The sequence below is a fragment of the Pseudomonas sp. GW821-FHT07G06 genome (assembly GCF_058986625.1).
Genome location: NZ_JBYSVW010000011.1, coordinates 135,727 through 156,370, shown reverse-complemented (window position 1 = coordinate 156,370; position 20,644 = coordinate 135,727). Strand labels below are relative to the sequence as shown.

The following is a 20,644-nucleotide window of genomic DNA, read 5'->3' as shown; positions in this document are numbered from 1 at the left end:
CGATCTTTTGACTTTTACCCACAAAAAAACCCCGCCAGGCGCAATGCCGGGCGGGGCTTTGGATGACGCCGAACGCTACTTAAGCAACATTCATCGTCTTGTGCGTATCAATCAAATGCTGCACCACACTCGGATCCGCCAGGGTGGAAATATCCCCCAACCCATCGTATTCCGCCGTGGCAATCTTGCGCAGAATCCGCCGCATGATCTTGCCCGAACGAGTCTTCGGCAGCCCCGGCGCCCACTGGATCACATCCGGCGAAGCAATCGGCCCGATCTCCTTGCGCACCCAGTTTTTCAGTTCCAGGCGCAGCTGCTCGTTCGGCTCCTCGCCGTTTTTCAGGGTGACGTAGACATAAATGCCCTGTCCCTTGATGTCGTGCGGCACACCGACCACCGCCGCTTCGGCGACTTTCGGGTGCGCGACCATCGCGCTTTCGATCTCGGCGGTGCCCATGCGGTGGCCGGAGACGTTGAGCACGTCGTCCACGCGACCGGTGATCCAGTAGTAGCCATCGGCATCGCGACGGGCGCCGTCACCGGTGAAGTACATGCCACGGAAGGTCTTGAAGTAGGTGTCGACGAAGCGGTCGTGGTCACCATACAGCGTACGCGCCTGGCCCGGCCACGAATCGAGAATCACCAGGTTGCCCTCGGCCTCGCCTTCGATGATGTTGCCCAGGTTGTCCACCAGGGCCGGCACCACGCCGAAGAACGGACGTGCCGCCGAACCCGGCTTGAGCGCATGAGCGCCCGGCAGCGGGCTCATCATGTTGCCGCCGGTTTCGGTCTGCCACCAGGTGTCGACGATCGGGCAACGGGACTTGCCGACGTTCTTGTAGTACCAGTCCCAGGCTTCCGGGTTGATCGGCTCGCCCACCGAGCCGAGCAGACGCAGGCTGCTGCCATCGGCGCCTTCTACCGCGGCGGTGCCCGAGGCCATCATGGCGCGGATCGCGGTCGGTGCGGTGTAGAGGATGTTGACCTGGTGCTTGTCGACGATCTTCGCCACCCGGGTGATGTCCGGGTAGTTCGGCACGCCTTCGAACAGCAGGGTGGTCGCGCCGTTGGCCAGCGGGCCGTAGACGATGTAACTGTGGCCGGTGACCCAGCCGACGTCGGCGGTGCACCAGTAGATTTCGCCCGGGCGGTAGTCGAACACGCGTTCGTGAGTCATGGCCGCGTACAGCAGGTAGCCGCCGGTGGTGTGCTGCACGCCCTTCGGCTTGCCGGTGGAGCCCGAAGTGTAGAGGATGAACAGCGCCTCTTCGGCGCCCATCTCTTTCGGCGCGCACACGGTGCCGGCCACTTTCATCAGGTCCTCGAACCAGATGTCGCGATGCTGGTTCCACTTGATCTCGCCACCGGTGCGCTTGCACACGATGACTTTCTGGATGCTGCTGGTTTCCGGGTTGGTCAGCGCGTCGTCGACGTTGGCCTTGAGCGGGATCTTCTTGCCGGCACGAATGCCTTCGTCGGCGGTGATCACCACTTTCGAGCGGCAGTCGATGATGCGACCGGCCAGGGCTTCCGGCGAGAAGCCGCCGAACACCACCGAGTGAATCGCGCCGATCCGGGTACAGGCCAGCATGGCGACCACGGCTTCGGGGATCATCGGCATGTAAATCGTCACCACGTCGCCGCGGTGCACGTCCTGGCCGCGCAGGGCGTTGGCGAACTTGCAGACCTGCTCGTGCAGCTCGCGGTAAGTGATGTTGCGGCTTTCGGCAGGGTCATCGCCCTCCCAGATGATCGCGACCTGATCGCCGCGTTCGGCCAGATGACGGTCCAGGCAGTTGTAGGACACGTTCAGGGTGCCGTCGGCGAACCACTTGATGTCGACATGGTGATCGTCGAAGGAGGTCTGCTTCACCGTGGTGAACGGCTTGATCCAGTCGAGGCGCTTGGCTTGCTCGCGCCAGAAGCCGTCGGGGTTGACGACCGACTGCTGGTACATGGCCTTGTAGGTCGCCTCGTCGGTCAGGGTGTTGGCCAGAACCTCGGGACGAACGGGATACAGGGAAGCCGCACTCATCTTTCTTACCTCGGTGGAATAGTTGTTTTTGTATGACCCTGTTGTAGCCGGGCCGGGCCTATAGAACCATTCGACGATGGTAGTAACAAGCCCACACAAAATGTCGTGAATACCCGTCAAACCCAATACCACCGCGGCACCTGTGGGAGCGAGCCTGCTCGCGATGGTCGTCAACGATAACGCGCCCAATCTGACACCCCACGGTGCTCTCTGGCTCATCGCGAGCAGGCTCGTTCCTACAAAAGCGGTACCTGTAGGAGCGAGCTCGCTCGCGATGGTCGTCAACGATAACGCGCCCAATCTGACACCCCGCGGTGCTCTCTGGCTCATCGCGAGCAGGCTCGCTCCTACAAAAGCGGCACCTGTGGGAGCGAGCTCGCTCGCGATGGTCGTCAACGATAACGCGCCCAATCTGACACCCCGTGGTGCTCTCTGGCTCATCGCGAGCAGGCTCGCTCCTACAAAAGAAGAGGCTATTCAGGGATTGTTACAGGATCTGTCAAAGGTGTTTATCAAAACCACGTCTATATGAACGTATCCGTCACCCCTAAAATCTGCCACGCCAACAAGGCAACCTGATTAACCAAGTTACAGCCCCCACGAAGGCAGTTAATCAAACACCCAGGTACTGAAGCTCCACACGCAATCTCAAAAGGATTGCGTGCCCCCTCTCGACCTTAGAAAGGTAAAACTCAAATGAAAGCTTTATTGGTTCTGGCCCTCGGCAGCGTGTGCGTAACTGCCATGGCAAGCGAGGTCCCGACTGATGTCGCGCAGCAACAACCGCCTATTGAGGAATACACTTACTCGATGAATCTGGACATCGCCAAAGTGATCTCGATGAGCGAAGCACCGAATGTTTGTGAAGTTGTCCCCATGAAAATGGAATACGAAGATTCCAACGGTCAACGACATATCCTGCGTTACAGCGCGATGGGCAACGGTTGCTCTAACGGCTGATCCCTGCTTCCCCCCTCCCCCAATAAGGTTCGACCCACCCGCCACGATCAGGCAGATGAAGCGCCGAACCTTGATGATCGATTAAATCGATTATTTTAAGCATTTATTTGCGCTTTTTAATCGAATTTATCGGCGTAGTATCCAATTCAACCCAAGACAAACAACGCCCACGAATCCGGAGCACTGACCATGAAAACCCAACTGATCCTCGCCCTGACCCTCTCCGTTCTGGCTGCCAACACCTTCGCCGCCGATGGTTACGACCGCACCAACTCGGCCGCCTACACCACTGAAGCGGCTGTCGCTTCCGACGGCTACGACCACACCGGTTCAGCCTCTTTTGCCGCTGATGGCGCTGACCATGTAGGTGCCGGCAAACTGGCTTCCGACGGCGCTGACCACATCGGTGCCGCCCGCCTCGCCGCCGATGGTGCCGACCACGTCGGTGCAGGTCGCCTGAGCTGATCCACCCGCGTGACTTCACAGCCCGACTTCGGTCGGGCTTAGTTGTGTCTGGAGCCTGAGAAAACCCCACCGAAACACAAGATGTAGTAAAAAATGCCAATTTTGGTTATTTCTTGAACAAAAATAATCCAGGGCAAAAAATTAAGAAAAAAAATCTTCCCCCGCCAAAACCGTTCAAAGCCCTGTAAACCCTCGCTCCGACCGAAATACGGCCCCTGTCGACCGATCCGTGAGCCATTTCGCCGCACCACAGCACGCAAAACTTCCCTATAATGCGGCCTTAAACGGGCCTGCAATATCCCCTTACAGGGATGAAAAGCCAGTCTGAAGCCCCGCACAGGCGCTTGCCGCTTGCTGCGCCCATCAGTGGCTCTCGGAACCCCGTACAAAATTCTGTTTGATGCCTGCGTATAGCTGCTGCAAAAAACGATTCCTTTAGATCCAACGCGGCCAGTAAGGCCGTGTGAAAAACCAACCTATCCATTTTCACACGGGCACTCTGGCCCTCACGCAGGAGACGACACGTCATGCTGAGCTGGGACGAATTCGACAAAGAAGACACGGAAGTAGCAGTCAAGAGCGCCAACGCTGGCCACGCCACCGAAGCCAACATGGACCGTCTCGACAGCGCCGGCGGTGCCGCCGCCCTGGAAGCCCGTGCCGTGACCGCCGCTGACTCCGCCGCCGTTGCCCGCGCCAAAGCCGCCCTGGATTCCCTCGACGTCGCCGAAGGCCTCGCCGAACTCGAAGGCGCCTCCGCCCGTGTCGCCGTTGACGAAAAGCGCATGATCAACTGCCGCGCCGACCTCAACCAACTCGTACCCTTCAAGTACGACTGGGCCTGGCAGAAATACCTGGACGGCTGCGCAAACCACTGGATGCCGCAAGAAGTCAACATGACCGCCGACATCGCCCTCTGGAAAAACCCGGAAGGCCTGACCGACGACGAACGCCGCATCGTGATGCGCAACCTCGGCTTCTTCTCCACCGCCGACTCCCTGGTTGCCAACAACCTGGTCCTGGCCGTGTACCGCCTGATCACCAACCCGGAATGCCGCCAGTACATCCTGCGCCAGGCCTTCGAAGAGGCGATCCACACCCACGCCTACCAGTACTGCATCGAATCGCTGGCCATGGATGAAGGCGAAATCTTCAACATGTACCACGAGATCCCATCGGTCGCGAAAAAAGCCACCTGGGGCCTGAAATACACCCGCTCGATCTCCGATCCGAAGTTCGAAACCGGCACCGTCGAAACCGACAAAGAACTGCTGCGCAACCTGATCGCCTACTACTGCGTCCTGGAAGGCATCTTCTTCTACTGCGGCTTCACCCAGATCCTCTCCATGGGCCGCCGCAACAAAATGACCGGCGTCGCCGAGCAGTTCCAATACATCCTGCGCGACGAATCCATGCACCTTAACTTCGGCATCGACGTGATCAACCAGATCAAAATCGAAAACCCGCACTTGTGGGATGCCGAGATGAAGGAAGAAGCTTCGCAGATGATTCTGCAGGGCACTCAGCTGGAGATCGAATACGCGCGGGATACCATGCCTCGCGGGGTGTTGGGCATGAATGCGGCGATGATGGAGGACTACCTGAAGTTCATCGCTAACCGTCGTTTGAGCCAGATTGGTTTGAAGGAAGAGTACCCAGGGACCACTAACCCGTTCCCTTGGATGAGCGAGATTATGGACTTGAAGAAAGAGAAGAATTTCTTTGAGACTCGGGTTATTGAGTATCAGACTGGTGGGGCGCTTAGCTGGGATTAATTCCCAAGCTAGCCGCGATTTGACGACTTGAATCGACAAATCGAACATCTGAAAGCCCCGATCTGATCGGGGCTTTTTTGTGGGGTAGGAAAACTCTTACTCGCAATCTCAGTAGTAGTTAAACCTCCTACATGTATTCCAGCACCATCTGTATTGAGGGCCATTCCATGCGGCCCTAAGCTCTACTGCAGGTGCCTAAGAAACGCCCAACGTAGAAAGCTAGCCAATTACACAGACGAGCAGTCACCCTTGGTGATTGATCGGACGGCTGTGTGAGGCTTTTGCTCGTTGGAGCTTCTTATGTCCACTCTACGTTGGGGTCAGGCCCGCAAAAGTCCAAACGTAGAGGTAATGGATATGCCTGAACACAACCTTCTCGTCACTCTCCGAACCATGGAGATTGGCCATGTCTGATCTCTTTCCTGTAACAGTCTTCACCCGCCACAATCTCCCTCTCCATGCTCTCCTCCTGGAAAACCAACCGTGGTTCTGCGCCCGCGATATAGGCCGCTTGATGGGTTTCCATCTGAGTGAGCGCATGGTCAACAAACTGGACAAAGACCAACACCGCCCGTTGTGGATTGAGTATTACCGGCAAGCGGAAAAACAGCTGATGCTCAGTGAGTCCGGTGTCTATGCGCTGCTGGTCTATCACTACGCACCAGGAAATCGCTTGCTGCGTGAGTGGATCACCCATCAAGTGGTGCCGGCCTTACGTGATGCGGAGCAGTCGGACAATTCGGATCGGCCGATGCTGAGTCTGTTGGACTGGCCGGAGATGTCACTGAGCCTGCTGCACTGGCAGGATGAAGGCTGGATTCGGCTGCGGGACATGCCGTATCTGCTGCTCGATCACACGCAATGGCGGATGCCGGCAGCTAAACCTTGGTGGCGGAAGGTTGCGCGGGTGTTTCAGTTGTCGAAGCAATCAATGGGCTAGGTAACGTGTTTGTAGGATCTCTTGCTAGAATCGCCCCTGTTTTGTGTAGGAATTTTCCTAGACAGTCGTAGTGGCCACTCAGTATCGTCCGAGGGTTTCAACCCTCGGCGGTTTTATGGATACGGAAAAAGAAGATAATGGCTGGACTGATGACGAATTGGCAGCTTCGGTCGACGCGTATCTCGCAATTCAGGCGCGATACCCAAACGATGAAAAATTCAGTAAAGCTTCGGAATACAGGATTTTACAAGCCAGCGTGCTCCCAGGTCGCAACTACAACTCCATCGATTACCGCCTAAAGAATATTTCCGCCTTGTTCAACGAACTTGGCTTGAAGACAATGTCCGCTTACAAGCCTAAGGAACATCTTGGCTCAGGAATAACCGCGCGCCTCAACAGGATTCTTCAATCCAAAGGGATTTTGACGCGCAATACCGATACGCCTATTGCTGATGATGAAGCTCCAATTCGAGTAGTTAAGCGAGTTAAAAAACAGGACTTGGTGAGTGAACCGGAAGGCGTTTTGATCCCTCAACAAATGGTCAGCATCACCAAGTCTTTTGTTCGGACATCAAAAATCAAAAAGTGGATTTTAGCGAACGCAAAAGGTATCTGTGAGGGTTGTGGCCAACCTGCTCCGTTTGAAAAGGATGGGACACCTTATCTTGAGGTTCACCACGTTAAGCACTTGGTACAACAAGGCACAGATCGTCGGAGCAATACCGTAGCACTGTGTCCGAACTGCCATCGTCGTTGTCATCATTCGAGTGACCGAGAGGAGTTCACAGCTTCGCTTTATACAAAGGTGAAACGGTTGAGACCCGAATAAGCGAGCAAAGCAAAACCCGTGGCGAGGAAGCTTGCTCCCGTTCGGCCGCGTAGCAGTCGCGAAATCAGACAACGCGGTTTACCTGATACATCATATTTGCGGGTTTTGGGGCCGCTTCGCAGCCCAACGGGGGCAAGCCCCCTCGCCACAAGGTTAGTGTCTGACTTAGTTACTGCGCTGGTCTTGCGAAATCGCGGCGCACACCGCAAGCCAGCCCGGCTCATCGATCCACCTCCCCTTCCATCCAGTCCACCCGATAATTCGCCACATAACTATCCACCGCCGTCCCAATCGTAGGAAAAAACGCCGTCTCCCCCAACCTCGCAAACAACCCAAACCGCTTCAGCTTGTCCTTCACCGGATCCTTCATCTCGGCAATGCACAACTCGATTCCCGCCGCGTGCAGGGTGTCGTCCAGTTCGGCGAGCATGTCGGCGGAGGTCACGTCGACGCTGGTGACCGGCTCTGCGGCGACCACCAGCCAGCGCACGGGTGTGGGGGATGCCGCGACGGCGTCCAGCACGCGGTCGTTGAACTGTTCGGCGTTGGCGAAGAACAAGGGCGCATCCCAGCGAAACAGGACCAGGCCGGGGATCAGGTGTGCGTCGGGGTAGCGTTTGATGTCGTGGTAGCCCTTGACCCCGTCGGCGCGGCCCAATACGGCGGAGTACGGGCGCCAGGCGTCCCAGAGGAATTCGATGATCGCGATCACGATGGCCAGGCCGATGCCCTCGATCGCGCCGAACACGGCCACGCCGACGGTGCAGACAATCGATAGCCAGCATTCCCAGCGCTGGATGCGATAGATCCGGCGCAGGTCGGTGATTTCGATCAGGCCGATGGCCGAGGCGATCACGACGGCCGCCAGGGCGCTGGACGGCAGGTGTTGCAGCAGGTCCGGTGCTACCACCAGCAGCAAGGCAACCGCGAGTGCGCCGACGACGCCGGTCATTTGGGTTTTGGCGCCGGCGGCTTCGGCCACGGGCGTGCGTGACGAGCTGCTGCTGATCGGGAAGCCCTGGAAAAATCCGGCCGCGAGGTTGGCGATGCCGAGGCCCATCATTTCCTGGTTCGGGTTGACGTAGGTTCGGGTCCGCGCCGCATAGACACGGGAGAGCACGCTGGTGTCGGCGAACGAGACGAGTGCGACGGCGCACCCGCCGATCACCACCGGGACGATGTCGGCGGTGGTGATCCAGGGGATGGCGAATCCGGGCAAGCCTTGGGGGAGCGAACCGAGGACCGACACTCCGGCGCGTGTCGCCAGGTCGAGGGCACCCACGGCGACCGTCGCGCCGACCACGGCGATCAGGATGCCCGGCAGTCGCGGCCATCGTTTGAGTAGCAGGATCACCGCTAGGGTGAGCCCGCCTACGGTGAAGGTGGTCCAGTTGACCTTTCCTTCCATCAGCGCCGAGACGATGGCTCCTATGTTTCTCAATGGGCCGTCGGACTCAATGGAAAAACCGAACAGCTTGGGCAACTGGCTGATCAATACGGTCAGTGCGATGCCGTTCATGTAGCCGTAGCGGATCGGCTTGGACAGCAGCTCGGTGATAAAACCCAGGCGCGCCATACCGGCCAGGATGCACACCGCTCCCGAGACGATCGCCATCATCCCCGCCAGGGCGACGGCACGCTGCGGGTCGCCGCCGGAGAGTGGAATGATGACGGCCAGGATGACGGCCACCAGGGAGGAGTCCGGCCCCATCACCAGAATCCGGCTGGGGCCGAACAGGGCATAGAACAGCAGCGGAACGATGGTCGCGTAGAGGCCATAAATGCCGGGCACGCCCGATGCCACCGCGTAGGCAATACCGACGGGCACCAGCATCGTGGTCAGCACCAGGCCGGCGACGATGTCGTAACGCAACCATGCCCATTGGTACTCGCGCAGCACGCTCAATCCCGGCAGCCAGCGGCGCCAACCGGTCTGTTCATCCCGGCGGGCTATCCGGCCTGGCTCCGGGAGAGGGGGCGAAGTATCTGGATGGCTCATGAATCGCCCTCGTTGATGTAATGCTGTTCATTTAAAATTTTGTAGGAGCGAGCTTGCTCCGGGCGGCGTTCCGACGATGGACTCAAGAGCGCCGCGTTTAGTCAGTAAACACGCTGCATCGTTAACGACCATCGCGAGCAAGCTCGCTCCTACAAGGGAGCATTCCCTCGTTGATGGGTTGTGCAGGCTCGGTGATATGGAAGTGATCTCAGTGTAGCTATTGCTTCGAATGCGCCATCACTGGAAGCTGTTCACCTAAAGGATTTGGAAGCCGACATGAAATTCGACCTCGCCTACTGCCTCAGCCTCAACGACAAGTTGTCGATCTACGACGTTCGGGATCTGAATTTCGACGAGACGATGGATTTCGACTCCGCCCGGGAACACTTCCAGTGCCCCAACGATGCCTGTCGTCTGGCGTTCGATGCGGCCAATGAGCTGGGCACGTTCAACGCGAAGAATGTGAATTACGTGCGCACCCCGCACTTCAAGAACCTGCCGAGTACGCGGCATGTCGAGGGCTGCCCTTATGCCAGCCTGAAGACGCCGGCGTCGGGTGTGGATGAGGCGGAAACGGATGACAGCCGCGAGGAACATTTCCCGTTGGAATTGTTACTGACTCGGCGTGAGTATGTGCGTAAGCCGTCCAGCCCGAAGGTCGCGGCGGACGGGGTGCGGGATGAGTCGCCAACGCCTTTGGTGGCAAGCAACGTCGAGCAGCCGGGCAGGGAATCGGCCCCGGACAAGACCAGCGTCTTCGCCCATCCGGTGGAGTGTTTCGTATCGAACTTCGGCGACAAGGATTTGCTCAAGCGCGTGCCGCTGAAGATTGGCGAGCACACCGCGCCTTACGGGTCGTTTTTCAAGAAGATCGAGTATCTGCAAGACAACAAGGGGCTGATTTACTGGGGCAAGGTCAAGGAGATCAAGGACTACACCCAGAGTTTTCGCATCGATTTCGAGAAGAAGGTCTGGTTCGAAAAGAGGCCTTACTCGGTCAATGTCTACCTGAGCAAAAAGCTCATCGACAGCTACCGCAAGCGCAAGGCGTTCCTCGAGGAGATCAAGCATGCCATCGAGAGCGGGCGGGAATTGTACTGCTTCTTTTATGGCGTGACGCCTGAGCTGAAGCAGGTGCCGAGCAAGAAAAACCCCGAGCAGACGTTCGGGGTGTTCAGCGCCAACATCGAGAATCTGGATCACTTTATCGTGCGGGAAGCGCCAGGGTTGGCGGACAAATAAGTGCAGTGCCGTTCGTCTGCCTGAAAAGAATAATCAAAAATTGCGTTTGATCCGGGCTCAAAACAACTGTACAAAAACACAGTATATTTTGACCAACACTCTCGAGCCCGGAGAACACCATGGCCTCTCAAGCGATGAAAATCACCCTGGAACGTATCGCCCTCTTCCAATTCACCCCGGCCCACTGCGCCCAGGCCCGAGCGATGCTGGGCTGGAGTGTGGAAGAGTTGTCGCGCGAGTCCCGAGTCTCGGTGGAGGCCATTCAACGCTTCGAGGCACGCCAGGAGGTGCTGGATGTCACGCGCCTGGCGCTGGCCTATCGGTTCGAATCGGAAGGGTTGGTGTTCTTCCCCGGGTTTGCGCCGGGTCGAGGGATGAATGTGAAAGGGTCGACGCCGAATCCGGTTGGGCGGGCGGATTTTGCGATGGTCGAGTGAGCCAACTCCCCGCTTGACCATAAATGCCCCCCCTGTAGGAGCGAGCCTGCTCGCGATGGACGTTAACGATAACGCGCAAATCCTGGATAAACGCGGTGTCCTTGAGTCCATCGTCGGATCGCCGCCCGGAGCAAGCTCGCTCCTACAGGGCGTTCTGCACCACCACCCGCTCACTCTCCCCTTCCACCGCCAGCCACCACGCCCCACCCCGCTGCGGATGCATCAAATTGAACGCCTCTCCCATCTGCGGTGTGGTGATCGATACATTGCGTTCCCAGGCCAGGGCCAGGATTCGGTCGAAGGGTTCGTACCAGGCGTGCATCGACAGGTCGAAGGTGCCGTTGTGGATCGGCAACAGCCAGCGGCCCTTGAGGTCGAGGTGGGCTTGCAGGGTTTGTTCGGGTTGCATGTGCACGTGCGGCCAGTCGACGTTGTAGGCGCCGGTTTCCATCAGGGTCAGGTCGAATGGGCCGTACTGTTCGCCGATGCGTTTGAAGCCGTCGAAGTAACCGCTGTCGCCGCTGAAGAAAATGCGCGTGTCACCGTCGATCATCACCCACGAGGCCCAGAGGGTGCTGTTGCTGTCGAACAGGCCACGGCCGGAGAAGTGTTGCGACGGGGTGGCGATGAACTGGATGCCCTCGACTTCCGTGCCTTGCCACCAGTCCAGTTGGCGGACTTTGCTGGGGTCGATGCCCCACTTGATCAGGGTGTCGCCTACGCCCAGCGGGGCCAGGAAGTGTTTGGTTTTGTCCGCGAGCTTGAGCACGGCCTGATGGTCCAGGTGATCGTAGTGGTCGTGGGACAGGATCACCGCTTCGATCGGCGGCAATGCTTCCAGGCTGATCGGTGGCTGGTGGAAACGCTTGGGGCCGGCCCATTGCACGGGCGAGGCGCGCTCGGCGAAGACCGGGTCGGTGATCCAGAATTTGTCGCGCAGTTTGAGCAGCACCGTGGAGTGGCCCAGGCGATAGACGCTGTGATTCGGCGCTGCGATCAGCGCGGCTTGCGTCAGGGCTTGCACCGGGACGGGGGCGCTCGGGCGGGTGTTTTGCGGTTTGTGGAACAGCGCGTTCCACAGGATGCCCATGGTTTTGCCAAAGCTTAAACGTTGAACCGGCGTGAAGTTCTGATACTGGCCTTGAGCCTGTCGGGACGCTTCAGGTGTGGAGGCGTTGTCCGCCGGGGAGTTTGAATTGGCCATGACTAATGACTCCAGAAAAACCGCGTTTGACGCGATTCTCCGTTTTGGGACGATAAATGGCCAAGGCACGCACGCATCAGCCGGACTTTCTATTTTTACCGGGCAGGATTAACAAAACATTACACTGCACAGTGTAGTTTCTAGGTTGCATCAAAGTCGGCGACAAGTAAACTGCTGAGTGTAATTTCCCATTTCTTCCTGCCGAAGCGTACTTATGACAGCTCCACAGCGCCTCACCGACCGAAAACGCCAAGCGATCATTCAAGCGGCGATCAACGAGTTCCGTGACAACGGGTTCGAGATCACCAGCATGGACAGGATTGCGGCCACTGCCGGTGTGTCGAAGCGCACGGTGTACAACCACTTTCCCAGCAAGGAAGAGTTGTTCGCCGAAATCCTCAATCAGTTATGGATCCGGGTGACGGCAGAACAGGAAACGGCCTACCGTCCCGACCTGCCATTGCGCGACCAACTGCGCCTATTGCTGATGGCCAAGCTGCAAATGTTGGGCGATGACAACTTTCTCGATCTGGCCCGGGTGGCGATAGCGGCGACCATTCATTCCCCGGAGCGGGCGCAGGATATGGTGGCGCGCATGGGCGAACGCGAAGAAGGGCTGACGGTATGGATTCGGGCCGCACAGGCCGACGGTCGGTTGAAAGCCATTGCCCCTGATTTTGCCGCACAGCAGGTGCAGGGGCTGCTCAAGTCGTTTGCCTTCTGGCCGCAGATTTCCATGGGCAAGCCTGGCTTGTCGTCGGAAGAACAACACCAGGTGGCCGAGTCCGCGCTGGACATGTTTCTGGCCTGCTATCAGTTGCAATAAATGACAAGGTCAACGGCGATGTCGAAGGATGGATGGCTCTGATTTGAATGGCACATGTGTTTCAGAATGAAACCGGCGCTGAGGCTATAGTGAGCTTCAGTCCCAGCGCCAGACAGAGCCCATCATGACCACCAGCCACGAAACCGCCGCCCCCGTCGATCACCTGCGTTTCCATCGCCATCACGCTCATCTGGCGCCGACCTTTGGCAATGACAAGTTCGCCCTGCGCGCCGAAGCCTTTGCGCGGTTCTTCGGGACCCCGACCTTTCTCGGCGCCCAAACGCTGATCGTGGTGGTCTGGGTGTGCCTCAACCTGTTCGGTGTCACCCACTTCGATGCGTACCCGTTCATCCTGCTCAACCTGGCGTTCAGCCTGCAATCGGCCTATGCCGCGCCTTTGATCCTGTTGGCCCAGACGCGTCAGGCCGCGCGGGACAAGGCCCAATCCGATGCCGATGCGCAGCACCGCGAAGCGCTGGCGACCGCCAACAGTGAGCGGCAGGCAGAAGCCGCGAAAAACACCGCGCAACTGCTGGAACTGCTCGAACAGAACACCCGCCTCACCGAGATGACCAAGGCCCTCACCGAGCGCATCGAAAACCTGACTTCGGAAATGCATCAACACTTCGTGCGCAAGGATGAGCCACAGGCCTGAACGGTTTCACGGCAGTTTCAGCGCCCGCCCCAGCTCATCGAACAAGGTGACCACCGAGCGCAAGGCCCGGCAGTCGGGACGGGTCAGCAGCCACAGCGCGGTGTCGTATCCGTGCAAGGGCTCGCCCAACGGACGTAATCCCTCGCCGATCAAGAAGTCCGGCAACGCCGCGACACCCAACCCCGCCCTGACCAGCTCGGTAACCGACAGCATGCTGTTGCAACGGTAACCCGGCGTTACGCCCGGCAAGGCCTGGCGACGCCAGGTCACGGTCGGGTGATCCGGCAGGAAGTCATCCGGGGCGATCCAGGTCAATGAGGCCAGGTCTGTGGTGTTGACCGATTGCAGGTATCGCTCACTGGCGCACACGCGGTAGGCAATATCCGCCAGTCGCCGTCCCACCAGGTGCTCCGGTGGCGTGCGGGTCAGGCGCAGGGCGATATCGGCATCCCGGCGGCTGAGGTTGGCAAAATCATTGGAGGTGCTGAGTTCGAGCGTCAGCGCCGGATAGTTCGGCATGAACTGCGCCAGCGCCGGCAACAGCAAACCTTGCAAGACCGAATCGGTACAGGTCAGGCGCACGATGCCGCTGATCACTTCACCCCCCTGCTCCACACCGATGCGCGCCGCCTCCAGCGCCTGTTCAGCGCGCTCGGCCTGCTCGGCCAGTGACTGCGCCAGGGTGGTGGGCAGGTAACCGGCGCGGCTTTTTTCGAACAATTGCTGACCCAGCGCAGCCTCCAGCCGGCGCACCGCTCGAAACACCGTCGAGACGTCCACCCTCAACAGCTGCGCGGCCCGGGCCAGAGAGCCGCCGCGCACCAATGCGAGGATCAGGGCCAGGTCCGGGTAGTCCAGTCGATAGTGCGCGGCTGCATTGATCACTTGGGAAAACGCCAATATGGAGTGCGTGAACGCCAATCTATAGTGGGCCTCAGGAATCAACAAGTGCAGAGGCCCCTCATGGAAAACCCTCCGATTCGCATCGCCCTGATCGGCGACTACGACCCGCAAGTCACCGCCCACCAGGCCATTCCCGTAGCCCTTGAAATGGCCGTAGAACACAGCGGCCTGGACGTGCAATGGCAATGGCTGGCCACGGATGAAATCCACGCCGAGACACCGCTGCACCCGTTCGATGGCTTCTGGTGTGTGCCGGCCAGTCCGTATCGCAACATGGACGGTGCATTGCTGGCGATCCGTTTTGCCCGCGAACAACGGCGACCTTTCCTCGGCACCTGCGGCGGTTTTCAACACGCGGTGCTGGAATATGCGCGCAATGTGCTGGGCTGGTCGGATGCCGAACACGGCGAGACGGCGCCCGATGCAGCACGGGCGCTGCTAGCGCCACTGTCGTGCGCGCTGGTCGAGGCCGTCGATTTCATTCATCTGGCTGAAGGCTCGTTGATCGCACAGGCGTACGAAAGCGCCGAGATTCGTGAAGGCTATCGCTGTCGCTATGGGGTGAATCCGCAGTTCGAACGGGAGTTGCTCAAGCACGAGCTGCACGCCGTCGGCCACGATTCGCAACAGGGACTGCGCGCGGTCGAACTCAGCGGCCATCCGTTCTTTGTCGCGACCTTGTTTCAACCCGAGCGGGCGGCACTCGGGGGCGTCTTGCCGCCGCTGGTTGGCGCCTTTTTCCAAGCCTGTGCGGGGCGCTCGTCATGATCGCCGATACGCCAACGGCGCCTTATTACGCGGTGATCTTCACTTCGCTGCGCACCGAAGGTGATCAGGGTTACGCCGAAGCGGCCGCACAGATGCTCGAACTGGTCCGTGAACAGCCGGGGTTTCTCGGAGTGGAATCGGCTCGGGGTGAGGATGGGCTGGGAATAACCGTGTCGTATTGGGCCAGTGAGGCGGCGATTCTGGCGTGGAAGCAGCATCCTGAGCATACGGCGATTCGCGAGCGTGGGCGTTCGACCTGGTATGCGCGGTGTCATACGCGGGTGTGTCGGGTTGAGCGGGCCTACGGGTTCAGTCTGTGAATGATGTGGTGTTTTTGAGGCCCTCTTCGCGAGCAGGCTCGCTCCCACAGGTTTCGTGTGCTGCCATCAATCTTTGTGGGAGCGAGCCTGCTCGCGATGGGGCCAGTCAATTCACCACAAAAACTCAGCCCTGAACCAGACTGCGAACCGCCGATATCTCCGGCACTTCCCGCCGGCTCATGTACACCCGCAACGGCTCGGTGATGTTGATCCGGTCATCGATGTTCTGGTCCAGCAACAACTGGATCAATTCGCGCTTGAGCGTCATGGCCTGCCCGGGCCCCGCGCCCCAGACGAATTCGCTGGTCGGGATGATGCCGTCGTCCGCCACGTCCATGCCGAACGAATCTTCGCTGAAGCGCACGAGGTAGTGGCCGGTCTTGCGGTTAAGGCCGACGAAGCCTTTGAGTTGGTCGGCCGCCTGGCAGATGAGCTGGGAAGTGATGCGCATGGTAAACCCCGCAATGGTGATCGTTGGTTTACACGCAGGGCCTGCGTTTCCCTCTGCCGGGGAAATTGCAGGGCCCCAGCGTACTGCAAACGGGCGCACAAAAACGCTGACGAAAATCAGCTTCAGGCAGGTTTATGTCGGTCTCGTGATAGCGCCTGCAAAGATGAGTTGTTAAAAGGGACCGCTCACTCATTGCGAAAGGACCTCGACCATGCCCGCAACCTTCACTAAAAGCGCCCTGTTATTGAGCCTGCTGCTAGGCCTCGGCCAGGCACAGGCCGCCAGCGAACCCGGTCCCACGGAACTGGCGACTCGCCTGGGCATTCCGCACCCGGCGGTGATTGCCCACCGTGGCGCGTCTTTCGATGCGCCGGAATCCACCGCCGCGGCCTACAAGACGGCCCGCGACCTGGGTGCCGATTACCTGGAAATGGATCTGCAGCGCAGCAAGGACGGCGTGCTGTTCGCCCTGCACGACAACAACCTGCAACGCACGACCGACGTCGCCAGCAAATTCCCCGAGCGCAAGGACAGCCCGGCCAATGCCTTCACCATGGCCGAGCTGAAAACCCTGGATGCGGGCAGTTGGTTCAATGCCGCCTACCCGGATCGCGCGCGTCCTGCCTTCGCCGGCCTGAAGATTCTGACCCTGGATGAAATCATCGACATCGCCGAGGGCAACGCTCAGCACAAGCCCGGGCTGTACATCGAGACCAAGGAGCCCAAGCAGTTTCCCGGCATCGAACACGACCTCAAGGAAAAACTCCAGGCCCGTGGTTGGCTGAACCCGAGCGAATCGAAACCGGCGAAAAACCAGCTGGCGGTTGGCCAGGGCAACGGCAAGGTGGTCCTGCAGACCTTCGAGAAGAGCAGTCTCGAACTGCTGCAAAAGGAAATGCCGAAGGTGCCGAAAATCCTGCTGCTGTGGGTCGGTGAAGGCAGTATCGAGCCCAAGTCCAAGGTGACCTTTGCCGAGTCCGGCGAAAAAGATAAAGCCGCTTACTACGCCAAACAGCAACCGAAGGACAACGTCGAATTCCAGCGCTGGGTCGACTACGCCAAGGCCCAGGGCACCATCGGTACCGGCCCGTCCGCCGCACTGACCCAGGGTGGCGACCAGAGTTACTCGGACCTGGTGCAACCCTGGATGAACCAGTACACCCACGATCAGGGCCTGCTGGTGCACGTCTACACCATCGACGATGCGGTGGACTACCAGAAAGTCATGGACGCCGGCGTCGACGGGATCTTCACCAACCGCGCCAGTGAGTTGTTGAAGTTCAATAAACGCCCGGCGGTGGCGAGCGTGGCGCAGGTACTACAGAACAACGGCTACTGACCCGCAATCACGCAAAACCCTGTGGGAGCGTGGCTTGCCCGCGAAGAGGCCATCAGCTTCAACATCAACGTTGACTGACACTCCGCTATCGCGGGCAAGCCACGCTCCCACAGGAATTGATGCAGGACATGTAGAGGGTTTTAAGGGTGGCTTAAGTTACAAAAGCTAACCTGATCTCACTTAAACAGATCACCCAAGGAAAGAAGCCCATGAAGACTCTGACTGCTTTGTTTACCGCTGCAACCCTGACCCTCACTGCCGGTCTGGCCCAGGCCGACGTGCGCGTGGATGAGATCCCGCAACTGGTCAAGGACGGCAAGATCAAACCCCTGGAAGATCTGAACAAGATCGCTCTGGATCTGCACCCGGGTGCAACGATCACCAAAACCGAGCTGGATAACCATTTCAACGGTTACGAGTATGAGATCGAGTTGCGCGACGCCAAGAACGTCGAGTGGGATGTGGACATCGATGCCTCTAACGGCAAGGTCCTGAAAAACAAGCAAGACAAGTAATCACAACACCCACAAAAGCCGCACGCTCTGACGATCGTGCGGCTTTTTGCGTTTAAGCGCTCAAACGCGCCGTCACCTCGTTCAACTGCCCCGACAAACCGTGCAGGTTGTTGCTCGCCGCTTCGGTGCGCTGCACGTTGTCCAGGTTGGTGCTGGCGATGCTGGTGATCTCGGTGAGGTTGCGCGAGATGTCTTCAGCCACTGAGGTCTGTTCTTCGGCTGCAGTGGCGATCTGCCGGTTCATGTCGCGGATGGCTTCCACGGCCAGGGTGATGCGTTCGAGCATGGCGCCGGCCTCGGTCACCTGCTGCACGCTTTCTTCGCTGCGTGACTGACCGCTTTCAATCGCCTGAGCCGCTTCGATTGCACCGGTCTGCACGGTTTGAATGATCTGGTTGATCTCGATGATCGACGCTGCCGTGCGCTGGGCCAGGCTGCGGACTTCATCAGCCACCACGGCGAAACCGCGCCCGGCCTCACCGGCGCGGGCCGCTTCGATGGCCGCGTTGAGCGCCAGCAGGTTGGTCTGTTCGGCGATGCCGCGAATCACTTCCAGGACCTTGCCGATGCGCCCGCTGTCGGTTTCCAGTTGGCGGATGACCGTGGCGGTGTTGGCGATTTCGCCACGCATCCGGGTGATGGTGTGGATGGTGCCCTGCATGACTTTTTCGCCCTGCTGGGCGGACTGGTCGGCATCGTCGGCGGCCCGCGCCGCTTCGGCGGCATGACGCGCCACTTCCTGTGCCGTGGCAGACATTTCGTTCATTGCCGTGGCCACCTGATCGGTGCGGTTGAACTGCTCGTTGGTACCGCCGGCCATCACGGTGGCGATCGAGTTCAACTCACCGCTGGCGCTGTCGAGGTCCGACGCGCTGCGCTGCAAACGGCTGAAGGTTTCGGCGAGGAAATCGCGCAGGGTGTTGGCGGCGATCGCCAGTTTGCCCAACTCGTCCTGACGGGTGCTGGCCACGCGCTCGGCGAGACGACCCTGACTGAGTTGCGCCACGTAGTCGATCAGTTTGCGGATCGGCTCGACCAGGTTGCGGTTGACCAGCCACAGGCTCAGCAGGCCGATCAACACCCCCGAAACCAGCATCACGACCAGCCCCAGCAGCACCGTGCGATCGGCGGCGGCGCTGATCAAGGTCGACTGCTCGATACCCTGTTTGCGCAACTCGCTGACCAGTTCGCTCATCTGATCGCTGGTCGCGCGGTCTACGCCTTTGACCGCGGTATCGCCCGCCGTCGGATCACCGCCAGCGGCCACGAACGCGTCCCGCCCCTTCTGATACGCCGCGCCCAACTGACGATGTTCGTCACGCAAGCGCTCGATGCGGTTCTTGAGTGACGGCTCGATGCCCTTCTGCGCGGCCAGTTCGCCAAGGATGTTTTGCACATCACGCTGACGGTCTTCGAATTGCCCCCAGTACTTGCTCAAGTCCGCCGGTTGCTTGCCGCGCAACAGGACGTTTTTCCACTCTTGCACCTGCACCTTGAATTGCAGGTTGGCTTCATCGATCAATTGCGAGGTATGCAGCGGGCCCTCGATCAGATTGGCGTAGCTCTGCACGCCACTGGACAGGAAGTGAAAGCACGCCAGGGCGATCAACAGCATCGCCAGCAGGCTGCCACTCAGCAGGGCGAGAATTTGTGCTCTCAAGGACTTTTGCAAAAGCATCGAAGGGTACTCATGACAGGAATGAGGCACGCCCCGAAAAGGCGTGGAAGGTGTCCGGACATCCCTGTCTGCGGTCTCGGCCGAGGCCTGCGGCGCGCAACTTAACCCAAGCGTGATCGGCGTGCCAGAGCGGTTCTTGAGAGCATTCCGACCGCCGGTAGGGCATTCGTTTGCGTTATTTTCCTGTCACAAAAACGTCATCCCGGCTTGCGATGATGCCGCTCAAGTGAACCTGTAAAACACGTGACAGGCGCCTCCCCTTGCGAGTCCTCATGAACCACAGCATCGATCAAAGCCATCGCGACACGGATCTGTTCGGCCTGCTCTACGGTTTCAGTTTTCGCCCCGGTGAGGCCGGTCGGGAAATCAACTCCGCCGAAGCCTTGCAGTACCTGCAACAACCGGAGAGCGACGAACAGTTTCTCTGGCTGCACCTGAACCTCGCCCATGCCGCGTGCGAGCGCTGGATGAAAAGCCACCTGGAGTTGCCCGAGGAATTTTTCGAGGCGCTGCACGAAGGCTCGCGCTCGACGCGCATCGAGCATGTCGACTCCGCGTTGCTGGCGGTGGTCAACGACGTGGTGTTCAACCTCAGCAACCTGGTCTCGTCGGATGTCTCGACCTTGTGGGTGTGCGCCCGCAGCCGGCTGATCATCAGCGCCCGCCTGCAGCCGCTGCACTCGGTGGACAAGTTGCGCTCGTCGGTGAAGGCCCGGGAATGCTTTCGCTCCCCGCTGGAGCTGCTGGTGCATCTGCTGCGCGACCAGGGTGAAGTGCTGACCCAGATCGTGCGCAAGACCAGCCAGAGCGTGGACCAGATCGAAGACGAGTTGCTCTCCTCGCGCCTGTCGACCAACCGCGCCGAGCTGGGCGCCAATCGCCGGGTGCTGGTGCGTTTGCAACGGCTGCTGGCGCTGGAGCCAGGTTCATTGCTGCGCCTGCTCAACCGGCCGCCGCAATGGCTGCAAAAGGAAGACGTGAAGGAACTGCGCAAATCCACCGAGGAGTTTGCGCTGATCATCAACGACCTCACGGCGCTGGGTGAGCGGATCAAGCTGTTGCAGGAAGAGATCGCCGCCAACATCAACGAACAGACCAACCGCACGCTGTTCACCCTGACAGTGGTGACGGTGCTGGCGCTGCCAATCAACATTATTGCCGGTTTTTTCGGCATGAACGTCGGCGGCATTCCGCTGGCCGGTGACCCAGAAGGTTTCTGGATCCTGGTGGCGCTGGTCGCGACCTTTACCGTGATTGCCGGGCGCTGGGCGTTTCGCAAGCAGCAGGATTATTGAGTCTGTCC

Annotated in this window: 20 protein-coding genes; 14 read left to right on the top strand and 6 right to left on the bottom strand. The window is 59.3% G+C overall.

Translation table 11 applies throughout. The features are described from left to right. Positions 1 to 79: 79 nt before the first annotated feature. The gene (gene acs, locus AC3WJW_RS19550) at positions 80 to 2,035 is read right to left on the bottom strand and encodes an acetate--CoA ligase (RefSeq protein ID WP_493727045.1); all 1,956 of its coding nucleotides are present in this window, start codon (positions 2,033 to 2,035) and stop codon (positions 80 to 82) included. 696 nt (positions 2,036 to 2,731) lie between these two features. Between acs and AC3WJW_RS19545 the strand changes: the two genes are divergently transcribed. The 5 genes from AC3WJW_RS19545 (at position 2,732) to AC3WJW_RS19525 (ending at position 7,004) form a co-directional block, all read left to right on the top strand. Beyond that, a complete protein-coding gene (locus AC3WJW_RS19545; RefSeq protein WP_429386284.1) occupies positions 2,732 to 2,995 on the top strand; it encodes a DUF2790 domain-containing protein in 264 nt (87 codons plus the stop codon). 189 nt (positions 2,996 to 3,184) lie between these two features. After that, positions 3,185 to 3,460, top strand: a complete 276-nt coding sequence (locus AC3WJW_RS19540; protein WP_493727044.1) for a hypothetical protein — start codon at positions 3,185 to 3,187, stop codon at positions 3,458 to 3,460. A gap of 527 nt (positions 3,461 to 3,987) precedes the next feature. Continuing rightward, the gene (locus AC3WJW_RS19535) at positions 3,988 to 5,235 is read left to right on the top strand and encodes a ribonucleotide-diphosphate reductase subunit beta (RefSeq protein WP_007978181.1); all 1,248 of its coding nucleotides are present in this window, start codon (positions 3,988 to 3,990) and stop codon (positions 5,233 to 5,235) included. 406 nt (positions 5,236 to 5,641) lie between these two features. Continuing rightward, a complete protein-coding gene (locus AC3WJW_RS19530) occupies positions 5,642 to 6,175 on the top strand; it encodes a BRO-N domain-containing protein (RefSeq protein ID WP_493727043.1) in 534 nt (177 codons plus the stop codon). Positions 6,176 to 6,245: 70 nt separating this feature from the next. Next, positions 6,246 to 7,004, top strand: a complete 759-nt coding sequence (locus tag AC3WJW_RS19525) for an HNH endonuclease (RefSeq protein WP_493727042.1) — start codon at positions 6,246 to 6,248, stop codon at positions 7,002 to 7,004. A gap of 220 nt (positions 7,005 to 7,224) precedes the next feature. On the opposite strand, the gene AC3WJW_RS19520 is transcribed toward AC3WJW_RS19525, so the two are convergent. After that, positions 7,225 to 9,003 carry a SulP family inorganic anion transporter gene (locus AC3WJW_RS19520; protein ID WP_493727041.1) on the bottom strand — a complete coding sequence of 593 codons (1,779 nt, stop codon included), beginning with the start codon at positions 9,001 to 9,003 and terminating at the stop codon, positions 7,225 to 7,227. Between the two features lie 276 nt (positions 9,004 to 9,279). On the opposite strand from AC3WJW_RS19520, the gene AC3WJW_RS19515 reads away from it, so the two are divergent. Both AC3WJW_RS19515 and AC3WJW_RS19510 read left to right on the top strand, forming a co-directional pair. Beyond that, positions 9,280 to 10,245 carry a hypothetical protein gene (locus AC3WJW_RS19515; protein ID WP_493727040.1) on the top strand — a complete coding sequence of 322 codons (966 nt, stop codon included), beginning with the start codon at positions 9,280 to 9,282 and terminating at the stop codon, positions 10,243 to 10,245. A 119-nt stretch (positions 10,246 to 10,364) separates the two neighbouring features. After that, a complete protein-coding gene (locus AC3WJW_RS19510; RefSeq protein WP_007978167.1) occupies positions 10,365 to 10,682 on the top strand; it encodes a helix-turn-helix domain-containing protein in 318 nt (105 codons plus the stop codon). A 142-nt stretch (positions 10,683 to 10,824) separates the two neighbouring features. Here AC3WJW_RS19510 and AC3WJW_RS19505 read toward each other — a convergent pair whose 3' ends face one another. Continuing rightward, positions 10,825 to 11,886, bottom strand: a complete 1,062-nt coding sequence (locus AC3WJW_RS19505) for an MBL fold metallo-hydrolase (protein WP_493727039.1) — start codon at positions 11,884 to 11,886, stop codon at positions 10,825 to 10,827. Between the two features lie 214 nt (positions 11,887 to 12,100). Between AC3WJW_RS19505 and AC3WJW_RS19500 the strand changes: the two genes are divergently transcribed. Together AC3WJW_RS19500 and AC3WJW_RS19495 are read left to right on the top strand one after the other, a co-directional pair. Then, a complete protein-coding gene (locus tag AC3WJW_RS19500; RefSeq protein WP_493727038.1) occupies positions 12,101 to 12,712 on the top strand; it encodes a TetR/AcrR family transcriptional regulator in 612 nt (203 codons plus the stop codon). 124 nt (positions 12,713 to 12,836) lie between these two features. After that, positions 12,837 to 13,367, top strand: a complete 531-nt coding sequence (locus AC3WJW_RS19495) for a DUF1003 domain-containing protein (protein ID WP_493727037.1) — start codon at positions 12,837 to 12,839, stop codon at positions 13,365 to 13,367. Positions 13,368 to 13,373: 6 nt separating this feature from the next. Here the strand turns inward: AC3WJW_RS19495 and AC3WJW_RS19490 are convergent, their stop codons facing one another. Further along, positions 13,374 to 14,315, bottom strand: coding sequence for a LysR family transcriptional regulator (locus AC3WJW_RS19490; protein WP_493727036.1), 942 nt, complete (start codon positions 14,313 to 14,315; stop codon positions 13,374 to 13,376). Between the two features lie 15 nt (positions 14,316 to 14,330). Here AC3WJW_RS19490 and AC3WJW_RS19485 point away from each other — a divergent pair, with 15 nt between their 5' ends. Together AC3WJW_RS19485 and AC3WJW_RS19480 are read left to right on the top strand one after the other, a co-directional pair. Then, positions 14,331 to 15,038, top strand: a complete 708-nt coding sequence (locus AC3WJW_RS19485; protein WP_493727035.1) for a CTP synthase C-terminal region-related (seleno)protein — start codon at positions 14,331 to 14,333, stop codon at positions 15,036 to 15,038. Next, positions 15,035 to 15,358: an antibiotic biosynthesis monooxygenase family protein gene (locus tag AC3WJW_RS19480; protein ID WP_493727034.1), complete on the top strand. Its 324-nt coding sequence runs from the start codon at positions 15,035 to 15,037 to the stop codon at positions 15,356 to 15,358. Before AC3WJW_RS19485 ends, AC3WJW_RS19480 begins: the two co-directional genes overlap by 4 nt. A 124-nt stretch (positions 15,359 to 15,482) precedes the next feature. Here AC3WJW_RS19480 and AC3WJW_RS19475 read toward each other — a convergent pair whose 3' ends face one another. Continuing rightward, positions 15,483 to 15,809 (bottom strand): DUF2025 family protein, encoded by a 327-nt coding sequence (locus AC3WJW_RS19475; RefSeq protein ID WP_493727033.1) that lies wholly within the window; start codon positions 15,807 to 15,809, stop codon positions 15,483 to 15,485. A gap of 211 nt (positions 15,810 to 16,020) precedes the next feature. Here AC3WJW_RS19475 and AC3WJW_RS19470 point away from each other — a divergent pair, with 211 nt between their 5' ends. Both AC3WJW_RS19470 and AC3WJW_RS19465 read left to right on the top strand, forming a co-directional pair. Next, entirely contained in the window at positions 16,021 to 17,148 is a 1,128-nt protein-coding gene (locus tag AC3WJW_RS19470) for a glycerophosphodiester phosphodiesterase (protein WP_493727032.1), read from the top strand. Positions 17,149 to 17,357: 209 nt separating this feature from the next. Further along, positions 17,358 to 17,663 (top strand): PepSY domain-containing protein, encoded by a 306-nt coding sequence (locus AC3WJW_RS19465; protein ID WP_007974512.1) that lies wholly within the window; start codon positions 17,358 to 17,360, stop codon positions 17,661 to 17,663. Positions 17,664 to 17,715: 52 nt separating this feature from the next. Here AC3WJW_RS19465 and AC3WJW_RS19460 read toward each other — a convergent pair whose 3' ends face one another. Further along, positions 17,716 to 19,341 carry a methyl-accepting chemotaxis protein gene (locus AC3WJW_RS19460; protein WP_493727031.1) on the bottom strand — a complete coding sequence of 542 codons (1,626 nt, stop codon included), beginning with the start codon at positions 19,339 to 19,341 and terminating at the stop codon, positions 17,716 to 17,718. A 272-nt stretch (positions 19,342 to 19,613) separates the two neighbouring features. On the opposite strand from AC3WJW_RS19460, the gene AC3WJW_RS19455 reads away from it, so the two are divergent. Further along, positions 19,614 to 20,636: a transporter gene (locus AC3WJW_RS19455; protein WP_104449153.1), complete on the top strand. Its 1,023-nt coding sequence runs from the start codon at positions 19,614 to 19,616 to the stop codon at positions 20,634 to 20,636. The last annotated feature ends 8 nt before the right edge of the window (positions 20,637 to 20,644 follow it).

Coding starts and splice junctions, on each gene's coding strand:
- acs (WP_493727045.1), bottom strand. CDS start 2,035: ATGAGTGCGGCTTCCCTGTATCCCGTTCGTCCCGAGGTTCTGGCCAAC.
- AC3WJW_RS19545 (WP_429386284.1), top strand. CDS start 2,732: ATGAAAGCTTTATTGGTTCTGGCCCTCGGCAGCGTGTGCGTAACTGCC.
- AC3WJW_RS19540 (WP_493727044.1), top strand. CDS start 3,185: ATGAAAACCCAACTGATCCTCGCCCTGACCCTCTCCGTTCTGGCTGCC.
- AC3WJW_RS19535 (WP_007978181.1), top strand. CDS start 3,988: ATGCTGAGCTGGGACGAATTCGACAAAGAAGACACGGAAGTAGCAGTC.
- AC3WJW_RS19530 (WP_493727043.1), top strand. CDS start 5,642: ATGTCTGATCTCTTTCCTGTAACAGTCTTCACCCGCCACAATCTCCCT.
- AC3WJW_RS19520 (WP_493727041.1), bottom strand. CDS start 9,003: ATGAGCCATCCAGATACTTCGCCCCCTCTCCCGGAGCCAGGCCGGATA.
- AC3WJW_RS19515 (WP_493727040.1), top strand. CDS start 9,280: ATGAAATTCGACCTCGCCTACTGCCTCAGCCTCAACGACAAGTTGTCG.
- AC3WJW_RS19510 (WP_007978167.1), top strand. CDS start 10,365: ATGGCCTCTCAAGCGATGAAAATCACCCTGGAACGTATCGCCCTCTTC.
- AC3WJW_RS19505 (WP_493727039.1), bottom strand. CDS start 11,886: ATGGCCAATTCAAACTCCCCGGCGGACAACGCCTCCACACCTGAAGCG.
- AC3WJW_RS19500 (WP_493727038.1), top strand. CDS start 12,101: ATGACAGCTCCACAGCGCCTCACCGACCGAAAACGCCAAGCGATCATT.
- AC3WJW_RS19495 (WP_493727037.1), top strand. CDS start 12,837: ATGACCACCAGCCACGAAACCGCCGCCCCCGTCGATCACCTGCGTTTC.
- AC3WJW_RS19485 (WP_493727035.1), top strand. CDS start 14,331: ATGGAAAACCCTCCGATTCGCATCGCCCTGATCGGCGACTACGACCCG.
- AC3WJW_RS19480 (WP_493727034.1), top strand. CDS start 15,035: ATGATCGCCGATACGCCAACGGCGCCTTATTACGCGGTGATCTTCACT.
- AC3WJW_RS19475 (WP_493727033.1), bottom strand. CDS start 15,809: ATGCGCATCACTTCCCAGCTCATCTGCCAGGCGGCCGACCAACTCAAA.
- AC3WJW_RS19470 (WP_493727032.1), top strand. CDS start 16,021: ATGCCCGCAACCTTCACTAAAAGCGCCCTGTTATTGAGCCTGCTGCTA.
- AC3WJW_RS19465 (WP_007974512.1), top strand. CDS start 17,358: ATGAAGACTCTGACTGCTTTGTTTACCGCTGCAACCCTGACCCTCACT.
- AC3WJW_RS19460 (WP_493727031.1), bottom strand. CDS start 19,341: ATGCTTTTGCAAAAGTCCTTGAGAGCACAAATTCTCGCCCTGCTGAGT.
- AC3WJW_RS19455 (WP_104449153.1), top strand. CDS start 19,614: ATGAACCACAGCATCGATCAAAGCCATCGCGACACGGATCTGTTCGGC.